Genomic DNA, 16,114 nt, shown 5'->3' with positions numbered 1-16,114 from the left:
ACCGATAAAGAGGACAGCCTGTGAAAGCCCGATCCGATGAGCTACAGATCTTCGTCAGCGTGATTGAGTGCGGCTCGATTTCGGCGGCTGCGGAGCAGGTCGGGCAGACGCCTTCGGCAGTCAGCCGCACCTTGTCGCGCCTGGAAGCCAAGCTCGACACCACGTTGATCAACCGCACCACGCGGCGCATGGACCTGACCGAAGAGGGCAAGTATTTTTTCGAACAGGCCAAGGTGATCCTGGCGCAGATGGACGAGCTGGAAGAGCGCTTGTCGTCGCGCCAGAAGAACCCTTCCGGGCGCCTGCGCATCAATGCGGCCGTGCCGTTCATGCTGCATGGGATCGTGCCGTACATTGCCGAGTTTCGCAGCCTCTACCCGGATATCCAGCTGGAACTGAACAGCGACGACCTGATCATCGACCTGCTGGAGCAAAGCACCGACATTGCCATTCGCATCGGCGCCCTGGCCGACTCGACCCTGCATGCACGCTCACTGGGTTGCACGCCGCTGCATATCCTCGCCAGCCCCGACTACCTCAAGCAGTTCGGCACGCCGAAGACAGTGGCCGAGTTGGCCGACCATACGCTGCTGGGCTTTACCCAGACCGAAACCCTCAACCACTGGCCGCTGCGCCACGTGGAAGGCGACCGCTGGCTGATCCAGCCGAGCATTGCCGCCTCCAGTGGCGAAACCGTGCGTCAGTTGGCGCTGGAAGGGCAGGGCATTTGCTGCCTGTCGAACTTCATGACCATCGCCGATATCGATGCCGGCCGCCTGGTGCCGGTGCTGGAAGCCTTCAACAGCGGCTATCGCCAGCCGATCCACGCGGTGTTCTACCGTAACTCGCAATTGGCGCTGCGCATCCAGTGCTTCCTGGACTTCATTCAGGTCAAGCTGGCGCGGTATGCCTGCTGATTCGTGACCTGCGCGCAAGATTGAATTGGGCAACATGGGCTTATTCGGCGCAAATGACTGCTTGATACTGGGCCCATCACTTACCCCGTCAGGAGCAACCTCCATGAATGTATTCGTCACCGGCGCAGCAGGGTTTATCGGCGGCTCCATCGCCACCGGCCTGGTCAAGGCCGGCCACACGGTCACCGGCCTGGTGCGCAGCGCCGAGCAAGCGGCTGAAATGACTGCCCTGGGCATCACGCCCGTGATCGGCACGCTGGATGACGTCGCCGTGTTGACCGCGCAGGCTTCTAAAGCTGATGCGGTGATCAATGCCGCCAGCAGCGACCATCGTGCTGCCGTCGAAACCTTGCTGGCCGCCTTGAAAGGTTCAAACAAGCCGTTCCTGCACACCAGCGGTTCGAGCATTGTCGGTGATGCGTCGGGCGGTAAAGCCAGCGATGTCATCTACCTTGAAGACAACCTGCCGGAGCCGACCGTCGACAAGGCCGCGCGCGTGGCCATCGACAACCTGATCCTGGCAGCGGCCAAAGACGGCGTGAACTCGGCGGTGATCTGCAATACCCTGATCTACGGCCACAGCCTGGGCGTGAAGCGTGACAGCGTGCAATTGCCACGACTGCTCAAGCAAGCGCGCAAAAGTGGCGTGGTACGGCATGTGGGCACCGGCCAGAACATCTGGTCCAACGTACACATTGAAGACGTGGTGGCCCTGTATCTGCTGGCGCTGACCAAAAACGTCCCGGGCACGTTCTACTTTGTGGAAAGCAGCGAAGCGGCGTTTGTCGACATGACCACCGCGATTGCCCAAGCGCTGAACCTGGGCGAGCCGCAGGACTGGCCATTGGCCGAGGCTGAGGCCGAGTGGGGCTATGAAATGGCCAACTATGGCCTGGGCTCCAACAGCCGGGTGCGTGGCAAGCATGCGCGTGAGTTGTTGGGCTGGGCGCCGAAGCGCACGTCGGTGGTGGAGTGGATTCGTCACGAGATGGTGTGATGTTCGCTTAGCATCTTGGCGCTGCCATCGCAGGCAAGCCAGCTCCCACACTTGAAGGTATTCGCAATTCAAAATGTGGGAGCTGGCTTGCCTGCGATGAAGGCGACTCGGTTCATGTGTTGTTACACATTACTGGCCCCACCCGCCGCAATTCCGTACCATCCCCCGCCATATCCCTCGCTACTCCCTGGTACCTCATGAACCTCACCCGTCTGCGCGCCGATGCCCTGGCCGGCCTCACCACGTCTTTTGCGCTGCTGCCCGAATGCATCGCCTTTGCCCTGGTGGCTCACCTCAACCCACTGATGGGCCTCTACGGCGCCTTTATCATCTGCACGCTCACGGCCTTGTTCGGCGGCCGGCCAGGCATGGTCTCGGGCGCGGCGGGTTCGATGGCGGTGGTGATCGTGGCGCTGGTAGTGCAACACGGCGTGGAGTATCTGCTCGCGACGGTGCTGCTGGGCGGGCTGATCATGGTTGCGTTCGGCCTGTTACGGCTGGGCAAACTGGTGCGCATGGTGCCGCACTCGGTGATGCTCGGGTTCGTCAACGGCCTGGCGATTATCATTGCGCTGGCACAGCTGGAGCATTTCAAAAGCGGTGAAACCTGGCTGAGCGGCACGCCGTTGTACGTGATGGCCGGGCTGGTGGCGGCCACCATGGCGATTGTTTACCTGCTGCCACGCCTGACCCGCGCCGTGCCGCCCGCGCTGGTGGCGATTTTGGGCGTTGGGTTGGCGGTGTACGTGTTGGGCTTGCCGACCCGTACGTTGGGCGACATGGCCCACATCGCCGGCGGCCTGCCGACCTTTGCGTTGCCGCAGATCCCCTGGACCCTGGAAACCCTCGGCATCATCGCGCCCTACGCGTTCCTGACGGCCATGGTTGGCCTGCTGGAAACCCTGCTGACCCTGAACCTCACCGATGAAATCACCGAAACCCGTGGCTACCCCGACCGCGAGAGCGTGGCCCTGGGCGCGGCGAATATGGTCTCGGGGCTGTTTGGCGGCATGGGTGGTTGCGCGATGATCGGGCAAACCGTGATCAACTTAAGCTCTGGCGGGCGCGGGCGTTTCTCCGGGGTGTTTGCCGGGGTGATGATCCTGTTGTTCATTTTGTTTCTGTCGCCGCTGATCGAGCGCATTCCGCTGGCGGCGCTGGTGGGGGTGATGTTCGTGGTGTCCCAGCAGACCTTCGCCTGGGCGTCGCTGCGGGTGATCAACAAGGTGCCGGTCAACGACGTGCTGGTGATTATTGCGGTCACGGTGATTACCGTGTTCACCGACCTGGCCACCGCCGTGCTGTGCGGCATCGTGATTGCGGCGCTGAACTTCGCCTGGCAACAGGCCCGTGAGTTGTATGCCGATGAGCATCTGGAAGCCGACGGCAGCAAGCTGTATCGCCTGCACGGCACGCTGTTCTTTGCCTCGACCACGCCGTTCTTGAACCAGTTCGACCCGGCCAACGACCCGGCCCAGGTGACGCTCGATTGTCGTCACCTGAGCTTTGTCGACTACTCGGCGATTGCTGCGTTGATGACCCTGCGCGAGCGCTATACCAAGGCCGGCAAACATGTGCGCGTGCTGCATTTGTCGGAGCGCTGCAAGAAGTTGCTCAAGCGCGCCCGCGTGCATCACGACTGATTACAGCGGCAGCATGTTTTCCAGTTCCTGGGCGCGGGTCTGGGTCATGTCCAGCATGCAGCCGATGCCATTGACCTGATCGATGGTGCCGCCGGTCGCTGAGCCGATGAAGCCGCAGTTGGCGTCCCGGTACTTGATCCACAGGCGCTGCACGTCTTGCAGTTGCTGCTTTTGTTTGCCTTCCTGAAGGGCAAGGACGGCTTTGTAGGCCTTGTTCAGGCGCGCATCCTGGATCTTGGCTTCGGTGGCGTTGCAGGCAACCATATCCGCCGTGGTGTTGGCGCCATCCAGGCATTTTTTCAGCGCCGGGCTGTCATCGGCCGAGGCGCTGCCGCAAAAGGCCAGCAGCAGTGCGCTGGCGGCGAAAGGAACAAGCAGGGTCTTGCGCTTCATTGTCGGTTTTCCTGGTTGTGAGTAGGGCTGCCATCTGAGACTCGGCCCTGGTAGCTGAGTTTCCCCGCGCAGAAAACTTCGTGTAAGAACACCCCCCGAATTTTCATCCGCTGGCGTTGGGCATATCCCAAAGCGACAGCGCTTATCCGTGGGCGAAAATTACTTTCATAAAAATTGAAAACCCAGCCCGGTAATGATTTATGAGTTTCACAACCAATTCGACGTGACCCTTTCCAAGGAGTACCGCATGGCCGCACCACTGGGCTTTGGGCTGTTGGCATACGCTGGCATCGCCATCATTGCATTGATCGTGCTGATTGCACGTTACCGACTCAACCCGTTTATCGTCATCACATTGGTGTCCATTGGCCTGGCCTTGATGGCCGGCATGCCGGCGGACACCATCATGGGCTCGTATGAGGCGGGCGTCGGCAAGACCCTTGGGCATATCGCCCTGGTGGTGGCGCTGGGCACCATGCTTGGCAAGATGATGGCCGAATCCGGCGGTGCCGAGCAGGTGGCGCGTACGCTGATCAACCGTTTCGGCGAGCGCAACGCGCATTGGGCGATGGTGTGTATCGCGTTCCTGGTGGGGCTGCCGCTGTTTTTCGAGGTCGGTTTTGTGTTGCTGGTGCCGATCGCCTTTACCGTGGCGCGGCGTGTGGGCGTGTCGATCCTGATGGTCGGCTTGCCGATGGTCGCCGGTCTGTCGGTGGTGCACGCATTGGTACCGCCACACCCGGCGGCGATGATGGCGGTGCTGGCGTATAACGCGTCGGTGGGGCAGACCGTGCTGTACGCAATCTTGATCGGCATTCCTACCGCGATCATCGCCGGCCCCGTGTACGCCAAGTTCATCGTGCCACGCATCCACCTGCCGGCGGAAAACCCGCTGGAACGCCAGTTTATCGAACGCGAGCCACGTACCCGCCTGCCAAGTTTTGCCCTGACCATGGGTACCATCCTGCTTCCGGTGGTGCTGATGATGATCGGCGGTTGGGCCAACGTGATTTCCACTCCGGGCACTGGCTTCAACCAGTTCCTGCTGTTTATCGGCAACTCGGTGATCGCGCTGCTGGTCGCCACGCTGGTGAGTTTCTGGACCCTGGGTCTGGCCCAGGGCTTCAATCGCGAAGCGATCCTCAAGTTCACCAATGAATGCCTGGCGCCGACCGCTAGCATCACCTTGCTGGTGGGCGCGGGCGGTGGCTTGAACCGCATCCTGGTGGACGCGGGTGTGACCAATGAGATTCTTGGCCTGGCGCATGCCTTCCAGCTGTCGCCGTTGGTAATGGGTTGGCTGTTTGCCGCGTTGATGCGCATCGCCACCGGCTCGGCCACTGTGGCCATGACCACGGCCTCGGGTGTGGTCGCGCCCGTTGCCTTGGGCCTGGGTTATCCACACCCGGAATTACTGGTGCTGGCGACCGGCGCGGGTTCGGTAATTTTTTCCCACGTCAACGACGGCGGCTTCTGGCTGATCAAGGAATACTTCAATATGACGGTGATCCAGACATTCAAGACCTGGACCGTGTTGGAGACTTTGATTTCGGTGGTCGCATTTGGTCTGACTTATGGCCTTTCTCTTGTTCTATAAGCCTCATTTTGTAAGCCGGAGCCGCCATGGACATCCTCTACCAGATCCGCGCCCGCCAGGATTCGTTCAGCGCCGGCGAGGGCCGTATCGCCAAGCTGATGCTCGATGACGTGGGCTTTGCTGCGTCGGCCAGCCTGGAAGCGTTGTCACAACGGGCCGAGGTCAGCACGGCAACCTTGTCGCGGTTTGCCCGCAGCGTCGGTTGCCGCGATCTACGCGATTTGCGCCTGCAATTGGCCCAGGCCAGTGGCGTGGGCAGTCGCTTCCTCGACCCGGCCGGGTTGCCGGAACAGTCGGCGTTTCACCGGCAGATTCTGGGGGATATCGAAGCGACATTGCGTCAGCACCTGTCGGGGTTTAACCAGGCCAGTTTTGTTGATGCGGTCGGCCTGTTGGGCAAGGCGCGGATGATTCACGCGTTCGGCATGGGCGGCCCATCGAGCCTGTGCAGCGACGAATTGCAGGTGCGCCTGGTACGCCTGGGCTACCCGATTGCCGCCAGCCATGACCCGGTGATGATGCGGGTCACGGCGGCCACTTTAGGCCCGGAGCAGGCGTTGATCGTGTGCTCGCTCACCGGGCTGACGCCAGAACTGTTGGACGTCGTGAAACTGGCGCGTAGCTACGATGCGCCCATCATCGCCATCACCCTGGCCGATTCCCCTCTGGCCGACTTGGCGGACGTCTTACTGCCGTTGCAACCGGCCGAAACCAGTTTTATCTACAAGCCCACCGCGGCGCGCTACGGCATGCTGCTGGCCATCGACCTGCTCGCCACCGAGCTGGCGCTGGCCCGGCCGGACGACAACCAGGAACGCCTGCGCCGGATCAAGCTGGCCCTCGACGATTATCGCGGCGGCCCCGACAGCCTGCCGCTCGGAGACTGATATGAAGTACGACACGCTGATCCGCCAGGCGCTGATCATTGATGGCAGCAACACGCCGGGCTATGTCGCCGATGTGGGGCTGCGCGCCGGGCGCATCGAGCGCATTGGCGATTTGTCGAGCGCAACCGGTGAGCAGGAAATCGACGCCAGTGGCCGCGTGTTGGCACCGGGTTTTATCGATGTGCACACCCACGATGACACGGTGGTGATCCGCCATCCGCAGATGCTGCCCAAGCTCAGCCAGGGCGTGACGACGGTGATTGTCGGCAACTGCGGCATCAGTGCATCGCCAGTGAGTTTGCGCAATGATCCGCCCGACCCGATGAACCTGCTGGGGACGCGTGAAGCATTCGCCTATCCACGGTTTGCCGACTATCGCGCGGCGGTGGAGCGTGCCCATCCGGCAGTCAACGTTGCCGCATTGATCGGCCACACCGCCTTGCGCAGCAATCATATGGACGACCTGCATCGCACCGCCACGCCCGGCGAAATTGCCGCCATGCGCGTGCAGTTGCAGGAGAGTCTGCAGGCGGGTGCCCTTGGTTTATCCACAGGCCTGGCCTACGCCAGCGCGTTCAATGCCGAGACCGATGAAGTGCTGCAGCTCAGTGAGGAACTCACGGCGTTTGGTGCGGTGTACACCACGCATTTGCGCAGCGAATTCGAACCGGTGCTGGAAGCGATGGATGAGGCGTTTCTGATTGGCCGACATGCGCAGGCGCCGGTGATCATTTCCCACCTCAAGTGTGCGGGTGCGGGCAATTGGGGGCGCAGTCCGCAACTGCTGGCATCACTGGAGCTGGCGGCGAAAACCCATCCGGTCGGGTGTGATTGCTACCCCTATGCCGCCAGCTCGTCGACGCTGGATTTGAAGCAGGTGACTGATGCGTTTCGGATCACCATTACCTGGTCAACACCGCACCCGGAAGTCGGCGGGCGCGACTTGCAGGACATCGCGGCGCAGTGGGACGTTTCGCTGATGGATGCGGCACGTCGCCTGCAACCGGCAGGGGCGGTGTATTACGGAATGGATGAGGCGGATGTACGGCGTATTCTTGCGCATCCGTTGTCGATGGTGGGGTCGGATGGGCTACCGGAAGACCCGTTTCCCCATCCGCGTTTGTGGGGCGCGTTTCCACGGGTGCTGGGGCACTTCAGCCGCGATGTGGGGTTGTTTCCACTGCACACGGCGGTGCACAAGATGACCGGGTTGTCGGCGGCGCGTTTTGGGCTGGCCGAGCGCGGGGAAATTCGTGAAGGGCACTGGGCCGACCTGGTGTTGTTTGACCCGTTGCGGGTGCGCGATGTGGCGGATTTCAAAGAGCCGCAGCGCGCCGCCGAGGGGATTGATGGCGTGTGGGTCAATGGCGTGCTGAGTTATAGCGATGGGCAGGCCAATGGTCAGCGGCCGGGGCTGTTCCTGGCGCGCAATGGGGATTTGCGCGACGGGTTTTCGTCTCTATAGTGGGCGCATTCATACACGGAGCGGTTGCCATGCACTTAGGAAAAGTCACCCCGATTTTGCGGATCTTCGACGAGGCTAAAGCGTTGGAGTTCTACGTCGACTTCCTCGGGTTCAAGGTTGATTGGCAGCACCGTTTCGAGGCGAATTTCCCGTTGTATCTGCAAGTGTCGCTGAGCGAGTGCGTGCTGCATTTGTCCGAGCACCATGGCGATGCTTCGCCGGGCTCGGCGGTGCGGATTCAGGCACAAGGCGTGGACGGCTACCAGCAGCAGTTGCTGGCCAAGGACTACCGGTATGCCAAGCCTGGGGTTGAAGAAACGCCTTGGGGCTCGCGGGAGATGAGCATCAAGGACCCGTTTGGGAACCGGCTGGTGTTTGTTGAGGAAGGCGAGGGCTGAGGGGTAAATCGCAGGCAATAAAAAACCGCCTTAGTAGGGCGGTTTTTTATTGCAAACCAGTTTGCGACTGGGTTGCTATCCAAAAGACGCAATCGACCCGCAGCCAGATACTACCGCCGGTCATGTCGTCACGCAAGACGGAACGGTCGCCGGCATGGATACTTTAGGTGTTTTTCTCTGCCCGATTTGGCTGCAAAAGCTTGCAATGAATCTATCGGTCGATACTGGATATTTAACCACTGTTTGACACACCTTAGACGGGAATGTTGGTTAGGATCCTCCCCGTTCTGCGTTTGTTGCTTTTTAGGTGCGCCGGGTATGCGGACGAATTCTGGACCGACCGCCACGGGCTAGTAATCCGTGCCGGATTGATGCGGAAGGACCATTAGCCCGGCCGCCTCAAAAGGCGCAATCGACCCGCGTCTGAAGGCTCACGTGTTCCGGTAAGTGCGCTGGAGGTAAGGCCCAACTCAAGGAGGGCCGAGTATGTCTAAGTTTGCACGACGTACGTGGAACCTCGTAGTGAATGCCCTGCGTGTTTATCACGTATGGGTATTCCTGCGGGACAGCTTCGATGACCTTTAAGGTCTGAGAAGTGGAGCCGCCTCGGCTTGAACCGAGGCGGCTTTTTGGTTTTTGCGCTTTGGGTTTTACACCCGGAAATGACTGACCATCTGCTGCAACTGGCTGCCCAAACGCGCCAGTTCCACGCTCGATTTAGCCGTCTCGTCACTCGCAGTAGCCGTCTGCTCCGACACATCGCGTACGTTCACAATGCTGCGGCTGATCTCTTCAGCCACGGCGCTCTGCTGCTCAGCGGCCGCTGCAATCTGCTGGTTCATCGACTGAATATTCGACACGGTACGGGTGATGTTCTCCAGCGATACACCGGCCTTGCGCGTCAGCTCGACGCTGCTGTCGGTGAGGCTGCGGCTGTTGTTCATCACCGTGGCCACTTGCTGGGTGCCGTTCTGCAAACCGGCGACCAGGCCTTCGATTTCTTCGGTGGATTTTTGTGTGCGCTGGGCCAGGCCGCGCACTTCGTCAGCCACTACGGCAAAGCCACGACCGGCTTCACCGGCACGCGCCGCCTCAATCGCCGCGTTGAGCGCCAACAGGTTGGTCTGCTCGGCCACGGCCTTGATCACGTCCATCACGCTGCCGATCTTGTTGCTCTCTTGTTGCAGGTGCGTCATCGCGTCGGTGGAGCGTGCCACTTCGGCGGCCAGGCGTTCGATCTGGGCGATGGCCTCGGCCACCACTTTGTCGCCGGCGCGGGCTTGGCCATCGGCGTCGGCGGCGGCCAGCGAGGCTTGCTCGGCGTTGCGCGCGACTTCCTGCACGGTGGCAGTCATTTCATGCATCGCGGTGGCGACTTGATCGGTCTCGATCTTCTGGCTGTTCACGCCGGCACTGGTCTGCTCGGTCACGGCCGAGAGTTCTTCGGCGGCGCTGGCGATCTGGGTTACGCCGTCGCGAATACCGCTGATCAGCTCGCGCAGGGTGGTGCCCATGCGCTGGATACCTTGCTGCAATACGCCGAGTTCATCGCGGCGGGTCACCTGGATGTTGTGGCTCAGGTCACCGGAAGCGATACGTTCCACCACGGCCAGGGTGTCCTGGATCGGGCGAGTGATCTGGCGGGTGATGACCAGGGCCGCGATGATGCCCACCAGCAACGCCAGCAAGGTGCTGATCAATTGCAGGCTACGGGCCTGGGTGCTTTCGGCATCACGGCGGTCGAGCTGAATATCGTACAGCTTGTCGCTGATGGTGACGATATCGGCGCCCTGGGTGGTCATTTCGGCACGGGCGCTGACGATGTTGGCGTTGGCGGCCTTGTAGCTCTGTACGGCGCTGCGATAGGCGCCAAGTGCGGTTTCCAGCGACGTCAGTGCGCTTTGTTGGCTTGAACCCAATACGCTGCTGAGGCCTTTCAAGCCACTGATGGCTTTCTCGATCTGAGCCGCAGCGCGGGCTTCGTTTTCTGCGCTGGGGGAGTTGGTGTAGCCACGCACTTCATAGCGCGCCAGGTGGAACTCTTCCTTGGCGTGCGTCACGGCCTGGTACTGGGCGAAGCGCTCCGGGCTGTCGGGCGCTTGCTGCACGCCGGTCTCCAGTGCGTCGATCTGCCCGTTGGCGATGTCGGCCTTGTCGCCCATTACTTGGCGCGCGGCATTGCCGTTACGGTAGGCCTCACGCATTTTGTTCAGCGACTGCTGGTAAGCCGTGATGACGGCTTTCTGCTCGGTGAGCAGCTTGCGGTTTTCCGGGCTCTTGAAGCTGTCCAGCAGTTTCTGCTGCTGGGTGGCGAAGGCGTCGAGACTGGTCTGGACGTTCTGTGCCACGGCTTCGTCGCCATTGGCCAGCATGTATTGCAGGCGCACGATGCGCAGCTTGGTCAGGGACGCGTTGAGCTGGGTGATGTCGCTCATCCAGTTACTGCGGTCGATCAAGCCGCCCAGGCTGGTCCAGCCGGTCAGGGCCAGGATCGAGGTGAGGACCAGCACCAGGCCAAAGCCCAGGCCGAGTTTGAGGTTGACGCTGATGTTGCCGAACCAGCTATTCATCGAATGCTCCGCAAGAATGATGTGTGTCTGCTGGACGGTGTTGTTGTTTGAGCCAGCCAAAGTTTGTAGCGCTGTATCGGCGGCGGGGGATGATTCTGAAATACATTTCTTACGGGTGCGACGAAGGGTCGCTGTTGCAAGGTTGGATCCTCTGAAGGCGGCAGCCGGGGGGCTGATCAGAGGCGGCTCTTGTGTGCTAGTCTGCGGGCCCTTTTAGTTCTGGATGGCACGGGAAACCGTGCTGCCCTACAGCGGAGCCTCTTCATGTCCGAAGTTAATCTGTCCACCGACGAAACCCGCGTCAGCTACGGTATCGGCCGTCAGTTGGGCGACCAACTGCGCGACAACCCGCCGCCGGGCGTAAGCATCGACGCCATCCTGGCCGGCCTGACCGACGCGTTCGACGGTAAACCAAGCCGCGTTGACCAAGAGCAGATGGCGGCCAGCTTCAAAGTGATCCGTGAAATCATGCAAGCCGAAGCGGCAGCCAAGGCCGAAGCGGCTGCTGGCGCTGGCCTGGAGTTCCTGGCTGAAAACGCCAAGCGTGATGGCATCACCACCCTGGCTTCCGGCCTGCAATTTGAAGTGCTGACTGCGGGTAGCGGCGCCAAGCCGACCCGTGAAGACCAGGTGCGTACTCACTACCACGGCACCCTGATCGACGGCACTGTGTTCGACAGCTCCTACGAGCGCGGCCAGCCTGCAGAATTCCCGGTAGGCGGCGTGATCGCCGGCTGGACCGAAGCCCTGCAACTGATGAATGCCGGCAGCAAATGGCGCCTGTACGTGCCGAGCGAACTGGCTTACGGCGCCCAAGGCGTTGGCAGCATTCCGCCGCACAGCGTTCTGGTGTTCGACGTTGAGCTGCTCGACGTTCTGTAAGACCTGTTAATTGCGCCTGGCTCCACGTGGGAGCTGGCTTGCCTGCGATAGCATCACCTCGGTAGCGGGTTTGACCGAGTCGCCTGTATCGCGGGCAAGCCCGGCTCCCACATGAAGCCGGTGCATTCAGGTTTTGCGCGGTGGTTCATGGGTGGAACTTGCCATTGAGCTCCGTCGCCGGGCGCAACGCTCGGGCATAGCAGAACAGAAACAGATTACGCACCACCTCCTTCAGCACCCCAGGTTCACTCGAGCTCAAGCCGTTGACGTCCAGGTCGCCCTGGTCCTGCAGTTCGCTCAAGGCTTCTTCTTCCAGCACCGCACAGACTTCGCCGGTTTCCCGATGCAGGATCCGCAGGTAAGGGTGTGGGCGATCCAGCCAGGCATCTATCAAATAAGTCATGATCGTTCTCCTTGATGAGTTTCAATGAGAATAATTCTTATTCGTGAAATAGCAAGTGCCTATTGGCGGTTTCCTGGTTTTTCTGTGTGGATATTGAGACAGGTCAGCGCAGAGGGCAAAACGCCATCCCGCGGCGGGCGCGGGATGGATGCAGCAGGTTCAGACTTTGCGCACGAACTCGGATTTGAGTTTCATCGGGCCGATACCGTCGATCTTGCAATCGATATCGTGGTCGCCGTCGCACAGGCGGATGTTCTTGACCTTGGTGCCGACCTTGACCACCAGGGACGTGCCCTTGACCTTGAGGTCCTTGATCACGGTAATGGTGTCGCCGTCTTGCAGGACATTGCCCACAGAGTCTTTCTTCACGGTTTCATCAATCGCCGCTTCGGCTTCGCCATTGGCGGACCACTCGTGGGCGCATTCCGGGCAGATCAGCTGGGCGCCGTCTTCGTAGGTGTACTCGGAATTGCATTTTGGGCAGGGTGGCAGCGTGCTCACTAAAGCTCCTTGAGAGTCAGGATGGCTAAAAGTCGCACATTATATAGGGTTTATTACAGGTTGGGGGGGCGCTTCGGAACCTTGTGGGAGCTGGGCTTGCCCGCGATGCAGGCACCTCGGTGTGTCAGTGATGCCGAGGTGCTGCTATCGCAGGCAAGCCAGCTCCCACACAAGCCGCCTCTGCAAAGAGTCTTTAGTGCGTACGGGCTACCGCAAACTCACTCAGCTCAACCAGGGCGTCCCGGTATTCGCTGGCTGGCAGGGCGTCCAGGCACTGGATGGCACGGGCCACATAGTCACGCGCCAACTGTGCGGTGTATTCCAGCGAACCCGAGGCTTCTACCGCTGCACGGATAGCTTCGAGGTCTTCAATCCCGCCTTTCTGGATCGCCTTGCGCACCAGGGCGGCCTGTTCCGGCGTGCCTTCGCGCATGGTGTAGATCAGCGGCAAGGTCGGCTTGCCCTCGGCCAGGTCGTCACCGACGTTCTTGCCCAGGGTTTCGGCGTCGCCCTTATAGTCGAGCAGATCGTCGACCAGTTGGAATGCCACGCCCAGGTGATCACCAAAGGTGCGCAGGGCTTCGGCCTGTTCGGCCGTTGCGCCACACAGGGCGGCGGCACTGTGCGTCGAGGCTTCGAAGAGCATCGCGGTTTTGCCGCGAATCACTTCCATGTAGGTTTCTTCGGTGGTACTGGCGTCGCGGACCTTGGACAGCTGCAACACTTCGCCTTCGGCGATGATGCGCGTGGCTTGTGAAAGAATCTTCATCACCGGCATCGAGCCCAGCTCGACCATCATTTCGAACGAGCGCGAGTACAGGAAGTCGCCTACCAGTACGCTGGGGGCATTGCCCCACATCGCATTGGCCGTCTCGCGGCCACGGCGCATGCCGGACATGTCGACCACGTCGTCATGCAGCAGAGTGGCGGTGTGCAGGAATTCGATGGTGGCGGCCAGCAGGCGCAGGTCATCGCCTTCGCGGCCCAGGGCCTTGCCACACAGCAACACTAATAAAGGACGCAGGCGTTTACCGCCCGCCGACGTAATGTAGTCGCCAATTTTGGAGACCAGCGGCACTTTAGACGTCAGCTGCTGCTTGATGATGCCGTCGACGGCGCTAAAATCGTCCGCGACCGCGCGGTAGAAAGCTTGGGGTTGCATCAGCGACAGTCGCTCCAGAAGGGTTGCGCGGCATGCTAGGACCCTGACCCCGCAGTGTCAAGGCGCGATAGACGGCCCCTTGCAAGGCATCTATAGCTTGCGTACAATCGCGCACCCTGAACTTCCTGGGCAGCACCTGCCTTACGCAATTGCATTCGGGACGTCCATCCCATGCAGCCATGCCAGCCAATACCTTTTCTTATAAAGCGCTGGGTGAGCAGGATTATCGGAGAAATACCATGTCGTACGCAGTAATTGTTACTGGTGGCAAGCAATACAAGGTCGCCCCAGGTGAATACCTGAAGATCGAAAAACTGGAAGTCGCTACTGGCGAATCCGTTACCTTTGATCGCGTTCTGTTGGTCGCTAATGGCGATGACGTGAACATCGGCGCTCCAGTTGTTGCTGGCGCTACCGTTGTGGCTGAAGTGATCTCCCAAGGTCGTCACGATAAAGTCCGCATCATCAAGTTCCGTCGTCGTAAGCACCACATGAAGCGTATGGGCCACCGCCAGTGGTACACCGAGATCAAAATCACCGGTATTCAGGCTTAATTTCAGCCTAATTCCTCACTAGGAGAATTGACTCATGGCACACAAAAAAGCTGGTGGTAGTACCCGTAACGGTCGCGACTCAGAAGCCAAACGCCTTGGCGTTAAGATGTATGGCGGCCAGAAAATCATTCCGGGCAACATCATCGTGCGTCAGCGCGGCACCCAATTCCACGCCGGTTACGGTGTTGGCATGGGTAAAGATCACACCCTCTTCGCTAAAATCGAAGGCGTGATCAAGTTTGAAGTAAAAGGCGCGTTCAACCGCCGTTACGTGAGCGTTGTCGCCGCTTAATTGCGCGATCGCTGGAAAAGCCCTGTCTCGCGACGGGGCTTTTTCGTTTGTGGAGTGAGTCTCTTGCAAAGCTGTTTGTGATGGGCTCAGGCGCTGGATGTGCGGTCGTTTTCTGAGGTCGCTGCGCTCATTTTTGCAAGAGTCTTATGTCTTGGTTTCTTAAGCTCGTCCATGCGACGAGAGGCGTTTTGTTATGAAGTTCGTTGATGAAGTTTCCATCCGAGTAAAAGCAGGCGACGGCGGTAACGGTTGCATGAGTTTCCGTCGCGAAAAATTCATCGAAAACGGTGGTCCAAACGGCGGTGACGGCGGTGACGGCGGTTCCATCTACATGATGGCCGACGAAAACCTCAACACCCTGGTCGACTACCGTTACACCCGGCACTTCGATGCCGAGCGTGGTTCCAACGGCGGCAGCACCGACTGCACCGGCAAAAAAGGCGAAGACCTGGTGCTGCGCGTACCGGTCGGCACCACGATCATCGACTCCGCGACCCAGGAAGTGATTGGCGACCTGACCAAGGCCGGCCAGAAGCTGATGGTTGTGCAGGGCGGCTGGCACGGTCTGGGTAACACCCGATTCAAGTCCAGTACCAACCGTGCGCCACGCCAGACCACGCCGGGCAAGCCGGGCGAGCAGCGTGACCTCAAGCTGGAGATGAAAGTACTGGCAGACGTGGGCCTGCTGGGCTTGCCGAACGCCGGTAAAAGTACCTTCATCCGTTCGGTTTCGGCCGCCAAGCCGAAAGTCGCCGACTACCCGTTCACCACCCTGGTGCCAAACCTGGGCGTGGTCAGCGTAGACCGCTGGAAAAGCTTCGTGATCGCCGACATTCCCGGCTTGATCGAAGGCGCTTCCGACGGCGCCGGCCTGGGGATTCGCTTCCTCAAGCACTTGTCGCGTACCCGTTTGCTGCTGCACCTCGTCGACATGGCGCCGCTGGATGACACCAGCGCACCAGACGCCGCCGAAGTGATCGTCAGCGAGCTGACCAAGTTCAGCCCGGCCCTGGCCGAGCGTGACCGCTGGCTGGTGCTGAACAAGTGCGACCAGATCCTCGAAGAAGAGCACGAAGAACGCGTCAAGGAAATCGTTGACCGCCTGGAGTGGGAAGGGCCGGTCTATGTGATCTCGGCCATCGCCAAAGAAGGCACCGAGCGCCTGACCCGCGACATCATGCGCTACCTCGAAGACCGCGCCGACCGCCTGGCGGCCGACCCGGTCTTCAAGGCCGAACTGGCCGAGCTCGACCAGCAGATCGAAGACGAAGCCCGCGCCCAGCTGCAGGCTCTGGACGACCAGCGTGCCCTGCGCCGCAGCGGCGTGAAGTCGGTTCATGACATCGGCGACGACGATTGGGACGAAGAAGACGTGGATGATGAAGACGGTCCGGAAATCATTTACGTGCGCGACTGATTCGTTGCAGTAAACTTGAACGCCGCTCCTTACAGA

General features: G+C 60.5%; 16 protein-coding genes and 2 pseudogenes. 12 read left to right on the top strand and 6 right to left on the bottom strand.

Annotated elements, in window-relative coordinates; genetic code table 11:
- Window positions 1-20 precede the first annotated feature (20 nt).
- From ASE80_RS07525 to ASE80_RS07515, 3 genes are all read left to right on the top strand, one after another.
- A complete protein-coding gene (locus tag ASE80_RS07525) occupies window positions 21-917 on the top strand; it encodes a LysR family transcriptional regulator (protein ID WP_056858354.1) in 897 nt (298 codons plus the stop codon).
- A gap of 103 nt (window positions 918-1,020) precedes the next feature.
- Window positions 1,021-1,914, top strand: coding sequence for an NAD-dependent epimerase/dehydratase family protein (locus tag ASE80_RS07520; RefSeq protein ID WP_056858353.1), 894 nt, complete (start codon window positions 1,021-1,023; stop codon window positions 1,912-1,914).
- Between the two features lie 197 nt (window positions 1,915-2,111).
- Window positions 2,112-3,557 (top strand): SulP family inorganic anion transporter, encoded by a 1,446-nt coding sequence (locus tag ASE80_RS07515; protein ID WP_056858352.1) that lies wholly within the window; start codon window positions 2,112-2,114, stop codon window positions 3,555-3,557.
- Here the strand turns inward: ASE80_RS07515 and ASE80_RS07510 are convergent, their stop codons facing one another.
- Entirely contained in the window at window positions 3,558-3,950 is a 393-nt protein-coding gene (locus tag ASE80_RS07510) for a lysozyme inhibitor LprI family protein (protein WP_056858351.1), read from the bottom strand.
- 193 nt (window positions 3,951-4,143) lie between these two features.
- On the opposite strand from ASE80_RS07510, the gene ASE80_RS07505 reads away from it, so the two are divergent.
- The 5 genes from ASE80_RS07505 to ASE80_RS30655 are packed head-to-tail and all read left to right on the top strand — an operon-like array spanning window position 4,144 to window position 8,544.
- Window positions 4,144-5,547, top strand: coding sequence for a GntT/GntP/DsdX family permease (locus ASE80_RS07505; protein ID WP_056858350.1), 1,404 nt, complete (start codon window positions 4,144-4,146; stop codon window positions 5,545-5,547).
- A gap of 26 nt (window positions 5,548-5,573) precedes the next feature.
- The gene (locus ASE80_RS07500) at window positions 5,574-6,434 is read left to right on the top strand and encodes a MurR/RpiR family transcriptional regulator (protein WP_056858349.1); all 861 of its coding nucleotides are present in this window, start codon (window positions 5,574-5,576) and stop codon (window positions 6,432-6,434) included.
- A 1-nt stretch (window position 6,435) separates the two neighbouring features.
- Entirely contained in the window at window positions 6,436-7,899 is a 1,464-nt protein-coding gene (locus tag ASE80_RS07495) for an N-acyl-D-amino-acid deacylase family protein (protein WP_056858348.1), read from the top strand.
- Between the two features lie 29 nt (window positions 7,900-7,928).
- A complete protein-coding gene (locus ASE80_RS07490; protein WP_056858347.1) occupies window positions 7,929-8,297 on the top strand; it encodes a glyoxalase superfamily protein in 369 nt (122 codons plus the stop codon).
- Between the two features lie 49 nt (window positions 8,298-8,346).
- Complete coding sequence (locus tag ASE80_RS30655) at window positions 8,347-8,544, top strand: hypothetical protein (protein WP_133257339.1); 198 nt, start codon at window positions 8,347-8,349, stop codon at window positions 8,542-8,544.
- A 403-nt stretch (window positions 8,545-8,947) separates the two neighbouring features.
- On the opposite strand, the pseudogene ASE80_RS31720 reads toward ASE80_RS30655, so the two are convergent.
- Both ASE80_RS31720 and ASE80_RS31715 read right to left on the bottom strand, forming a co-directional pair.
- Window positions 8,948-9,541, bottom strand: a pseudogene (locus tag ASE80_RS31720) (methyl-accepting chemotaxis protein); the annotation flags it as partial.
- Between the two features lie 309 nt (window positions 9,542-9,850).
- Window positions 9,851-10,867: pseudogene (locus ASE80_RS31715) on the bottom strand (methyl-accepting chemotaxis protein); the annotation flags it as partial.
- Window positions 10,868-11,131: 264 nt separating this feature from the next.
- On the opposite strand from ASE80_RS31715, the gene ASE80_RS07480 reads away from it, so the two are divergent.
- Window positions 11,132-11,749: an FKBP-type peptidyl-prolyl cis-trans isomerase gene (locus ASE80_RS07480; RefSeq protein ID WP_056858345.1), complete on the top strand. Its 618-nt coding sequence runs from the start codon at window positions 11,132-11,134 to the stop codon at window positions 11,747-11,749.
- Window positions 11,750-11,894: 145 nt separating this feature from the next.
- Here the strand turns inward: ASE80_RS07480 and ASE80_RS07475 are convergent, their stop codons facing one another.
- The 3 genes from ASE80_RS07475 to ASE80_RS07465 form a co-directional block, all read right to left on the bottom strand.
- Window positions 11,895-12,152, bottom strand: coding sequence for a PA4570 family protein (locus ASE80_RS07475; RefSeq protein ID WP_056858344.1), 258 nt, complete (start codon window positions 12,150-12,152; stop codon window positions 11,895-11,897).
- 159 nt (window positions 12,153-12,311) lie between these two features.
- Window positions 12,312-12,653 (bottom strand): zinc ribbon domain-containing protein YjdM, encoded by a 342-nt coding sequence (locus tag ASE80_RS07470; protein ID WP_056858343.1) that lies wholly within the window; start codon window positions 12,651-12,653, stop codon window positions 12,312-12,314.
- Window positions 12,654-12,846: 193 nt separating this feature from the next.
- Window positions 12,847-13,815, bottom strand: a complete 969-nt coding sequence (locus tag ASE80_RS07465; protein ID WP_056858342.1) for a polyprenyl synthetase family protein — start codon at window positions 13,813-13,815, stop codon at window positions 12,847-12,849.
- A 239-nt stretch (window positions 13,816-14,054) separates the two neighbouring features.
- On the opposite strand from ASE80_RS07465, the gene rplU reads away from it, so the two are divergent.
- The 3 genes from rplU to cgtA all read left to right on the top strand — a co-directional run bounded on the left by rplU (window position 14,055) and on the right by cgtA (window position 16,078).
- Window positions 14,055-14,369 carry a 50S ribosomal protein L21 gene (rplU, locus tag ASE80_RS07460; RefSeq protein ID WP_007950961.1) on the top strand — a complete coding sequence of 105 codons (315 nt, stop codon included), beginning with the start codon at window positions 14,055-14,057 and terminating at the stop codon, window positions 14,367-14,369.
- A 34-nt stretch (window positions 14,370-14,403) separates the two neighbouring features.
- Window positions 14,404-14,661: a 50S ribosomal protein L27 gene (gene rpmA, locus ASE80_RS07455; protein WP_003176049.1), complete on the top strand. Its 258-nt coding sequence runs from the start codon at window positions 14,404-14,406 to the stop codon at window positions 14,659-14,661.
- Between the two features lie 193 nt (window positions 14,662-14,854).
- Entirely contained in the window at window positions 14,855-16,078 is a 1,224-nt protein-coding gene (gene cgtA, locus ASE80_RS07450; RefSeq protein WP_016976186.1) for an Obg family GTPase CgtA, read from the top strand.
- The last annotated feature ends 36 nt before the right edge of the window (window positions 16,079-16,114 follow it).

Origin of the sequence: Pseudomonas sp. Leaf15 (assembly GCF_001421425.1) — a bacterium.
GTDB lineage: Bacteria > Pseudomonadota > Gammaproteobacteria > Pseudomonadales > Pseudomonadaceae > Aquipseudomonas > Aquipseudomonas salomonii.
The sequence above is the reverse complement of the archived record's forward strand: the minus strand, read 5'-3'. Positions and strand labels throughout refer to the sequence as shown.

Bases quoted from the DNA above. Each gene is read 5' to 3' on its own strand.
- ASE80_RS07520 (WP_056858353.1), top strand. From the start codon at position 1,021: ATGAATGTATTCGTCACCGGCGCAGCAGGGTTTATCGGCGGCTCCATC.
- ASE80_RS07515 (WP_056858352.1), top strand. From the start codon at position 2,112: ATGAACCTCACCCGTCTGCGCGCCGATGCCCTGGCCGGCCTCACCACG.
- ASE80_RS07510 (WP_056858351.1), bottom strand. From the start codon at position 3,950: ATGAAGCGCAAGACCCTGCTTGTTCCTTTCGCCGCCAGCGCACTGCTG.
- ASE80_RS07505 (WP_056858350.1), top strand. From the start codon at position 4,144: ATGATTTATGAGTTTCACAACCAATTCGACGTGACCCTTTCCAAGGAG.
- ASE80_RS07500 (WP_056858349.1), top strand. From the start codon at position 5,574: ATGGACATCCTCTACCAGATCCGCGCCCGCCAGGATTCGTTCAGCGCC.
- ASE80_RS07495 (WP_056858348.1), top strand. From the start codon at position 6,436: ATGAAGTACGACACGCTGATCCGCCAGGCGCTGATCATTGATGGCAGC.
- ASE80_RS07490 (WP_056858347.1), top strand. From the start codon at position 7,929: ATGCACTTAGGAAAAGTCACCCCGATTTTGCGGATCTTCGACGAGGCT.
- ASE80_RS07480 (WP_056858345.1), top strand. From the start codon at position 11,132: ATGTCCGAAGTTAATCTGTCCACCGACGAAACCCGCGTCAGCTACGGT.
- ASE80_RS07475 (WP_056858344.1), bottom strand. From the start codon at position 12,152: ATGACTTATTTGATAGATGCCTGGCTGGATCGCCCACACCCTTACCTG.
- ASE80_RS07465 (WP_056858342.1), bottom strand. From the start codon at position 13,815: ATGCAACCCCAAGCTTTCTACCGCGCGGTCGCGGACGATTTTAGCGCC.
- rplU (WP_007950961.1), top strand. From the start codon at position 14,055: ATGTCGTACGCAGTAATTGTTACTGGTGGCAAGCAATACAAGGTCGCC.
- rpmA (WP_003176049.1), top strand. From the start codon at position 14,404: ATGGCACACAAAAAAGCTGGTGGTAGTACCCGTAACGGTCGCGACTCA.
- cgtA (WP_016976186.1), top strand. From the start codon at position 14,855: ATGAAGTTCGTTGATGAAGTTTCCATCCGAGTAAAAGCAGGCGACGGC.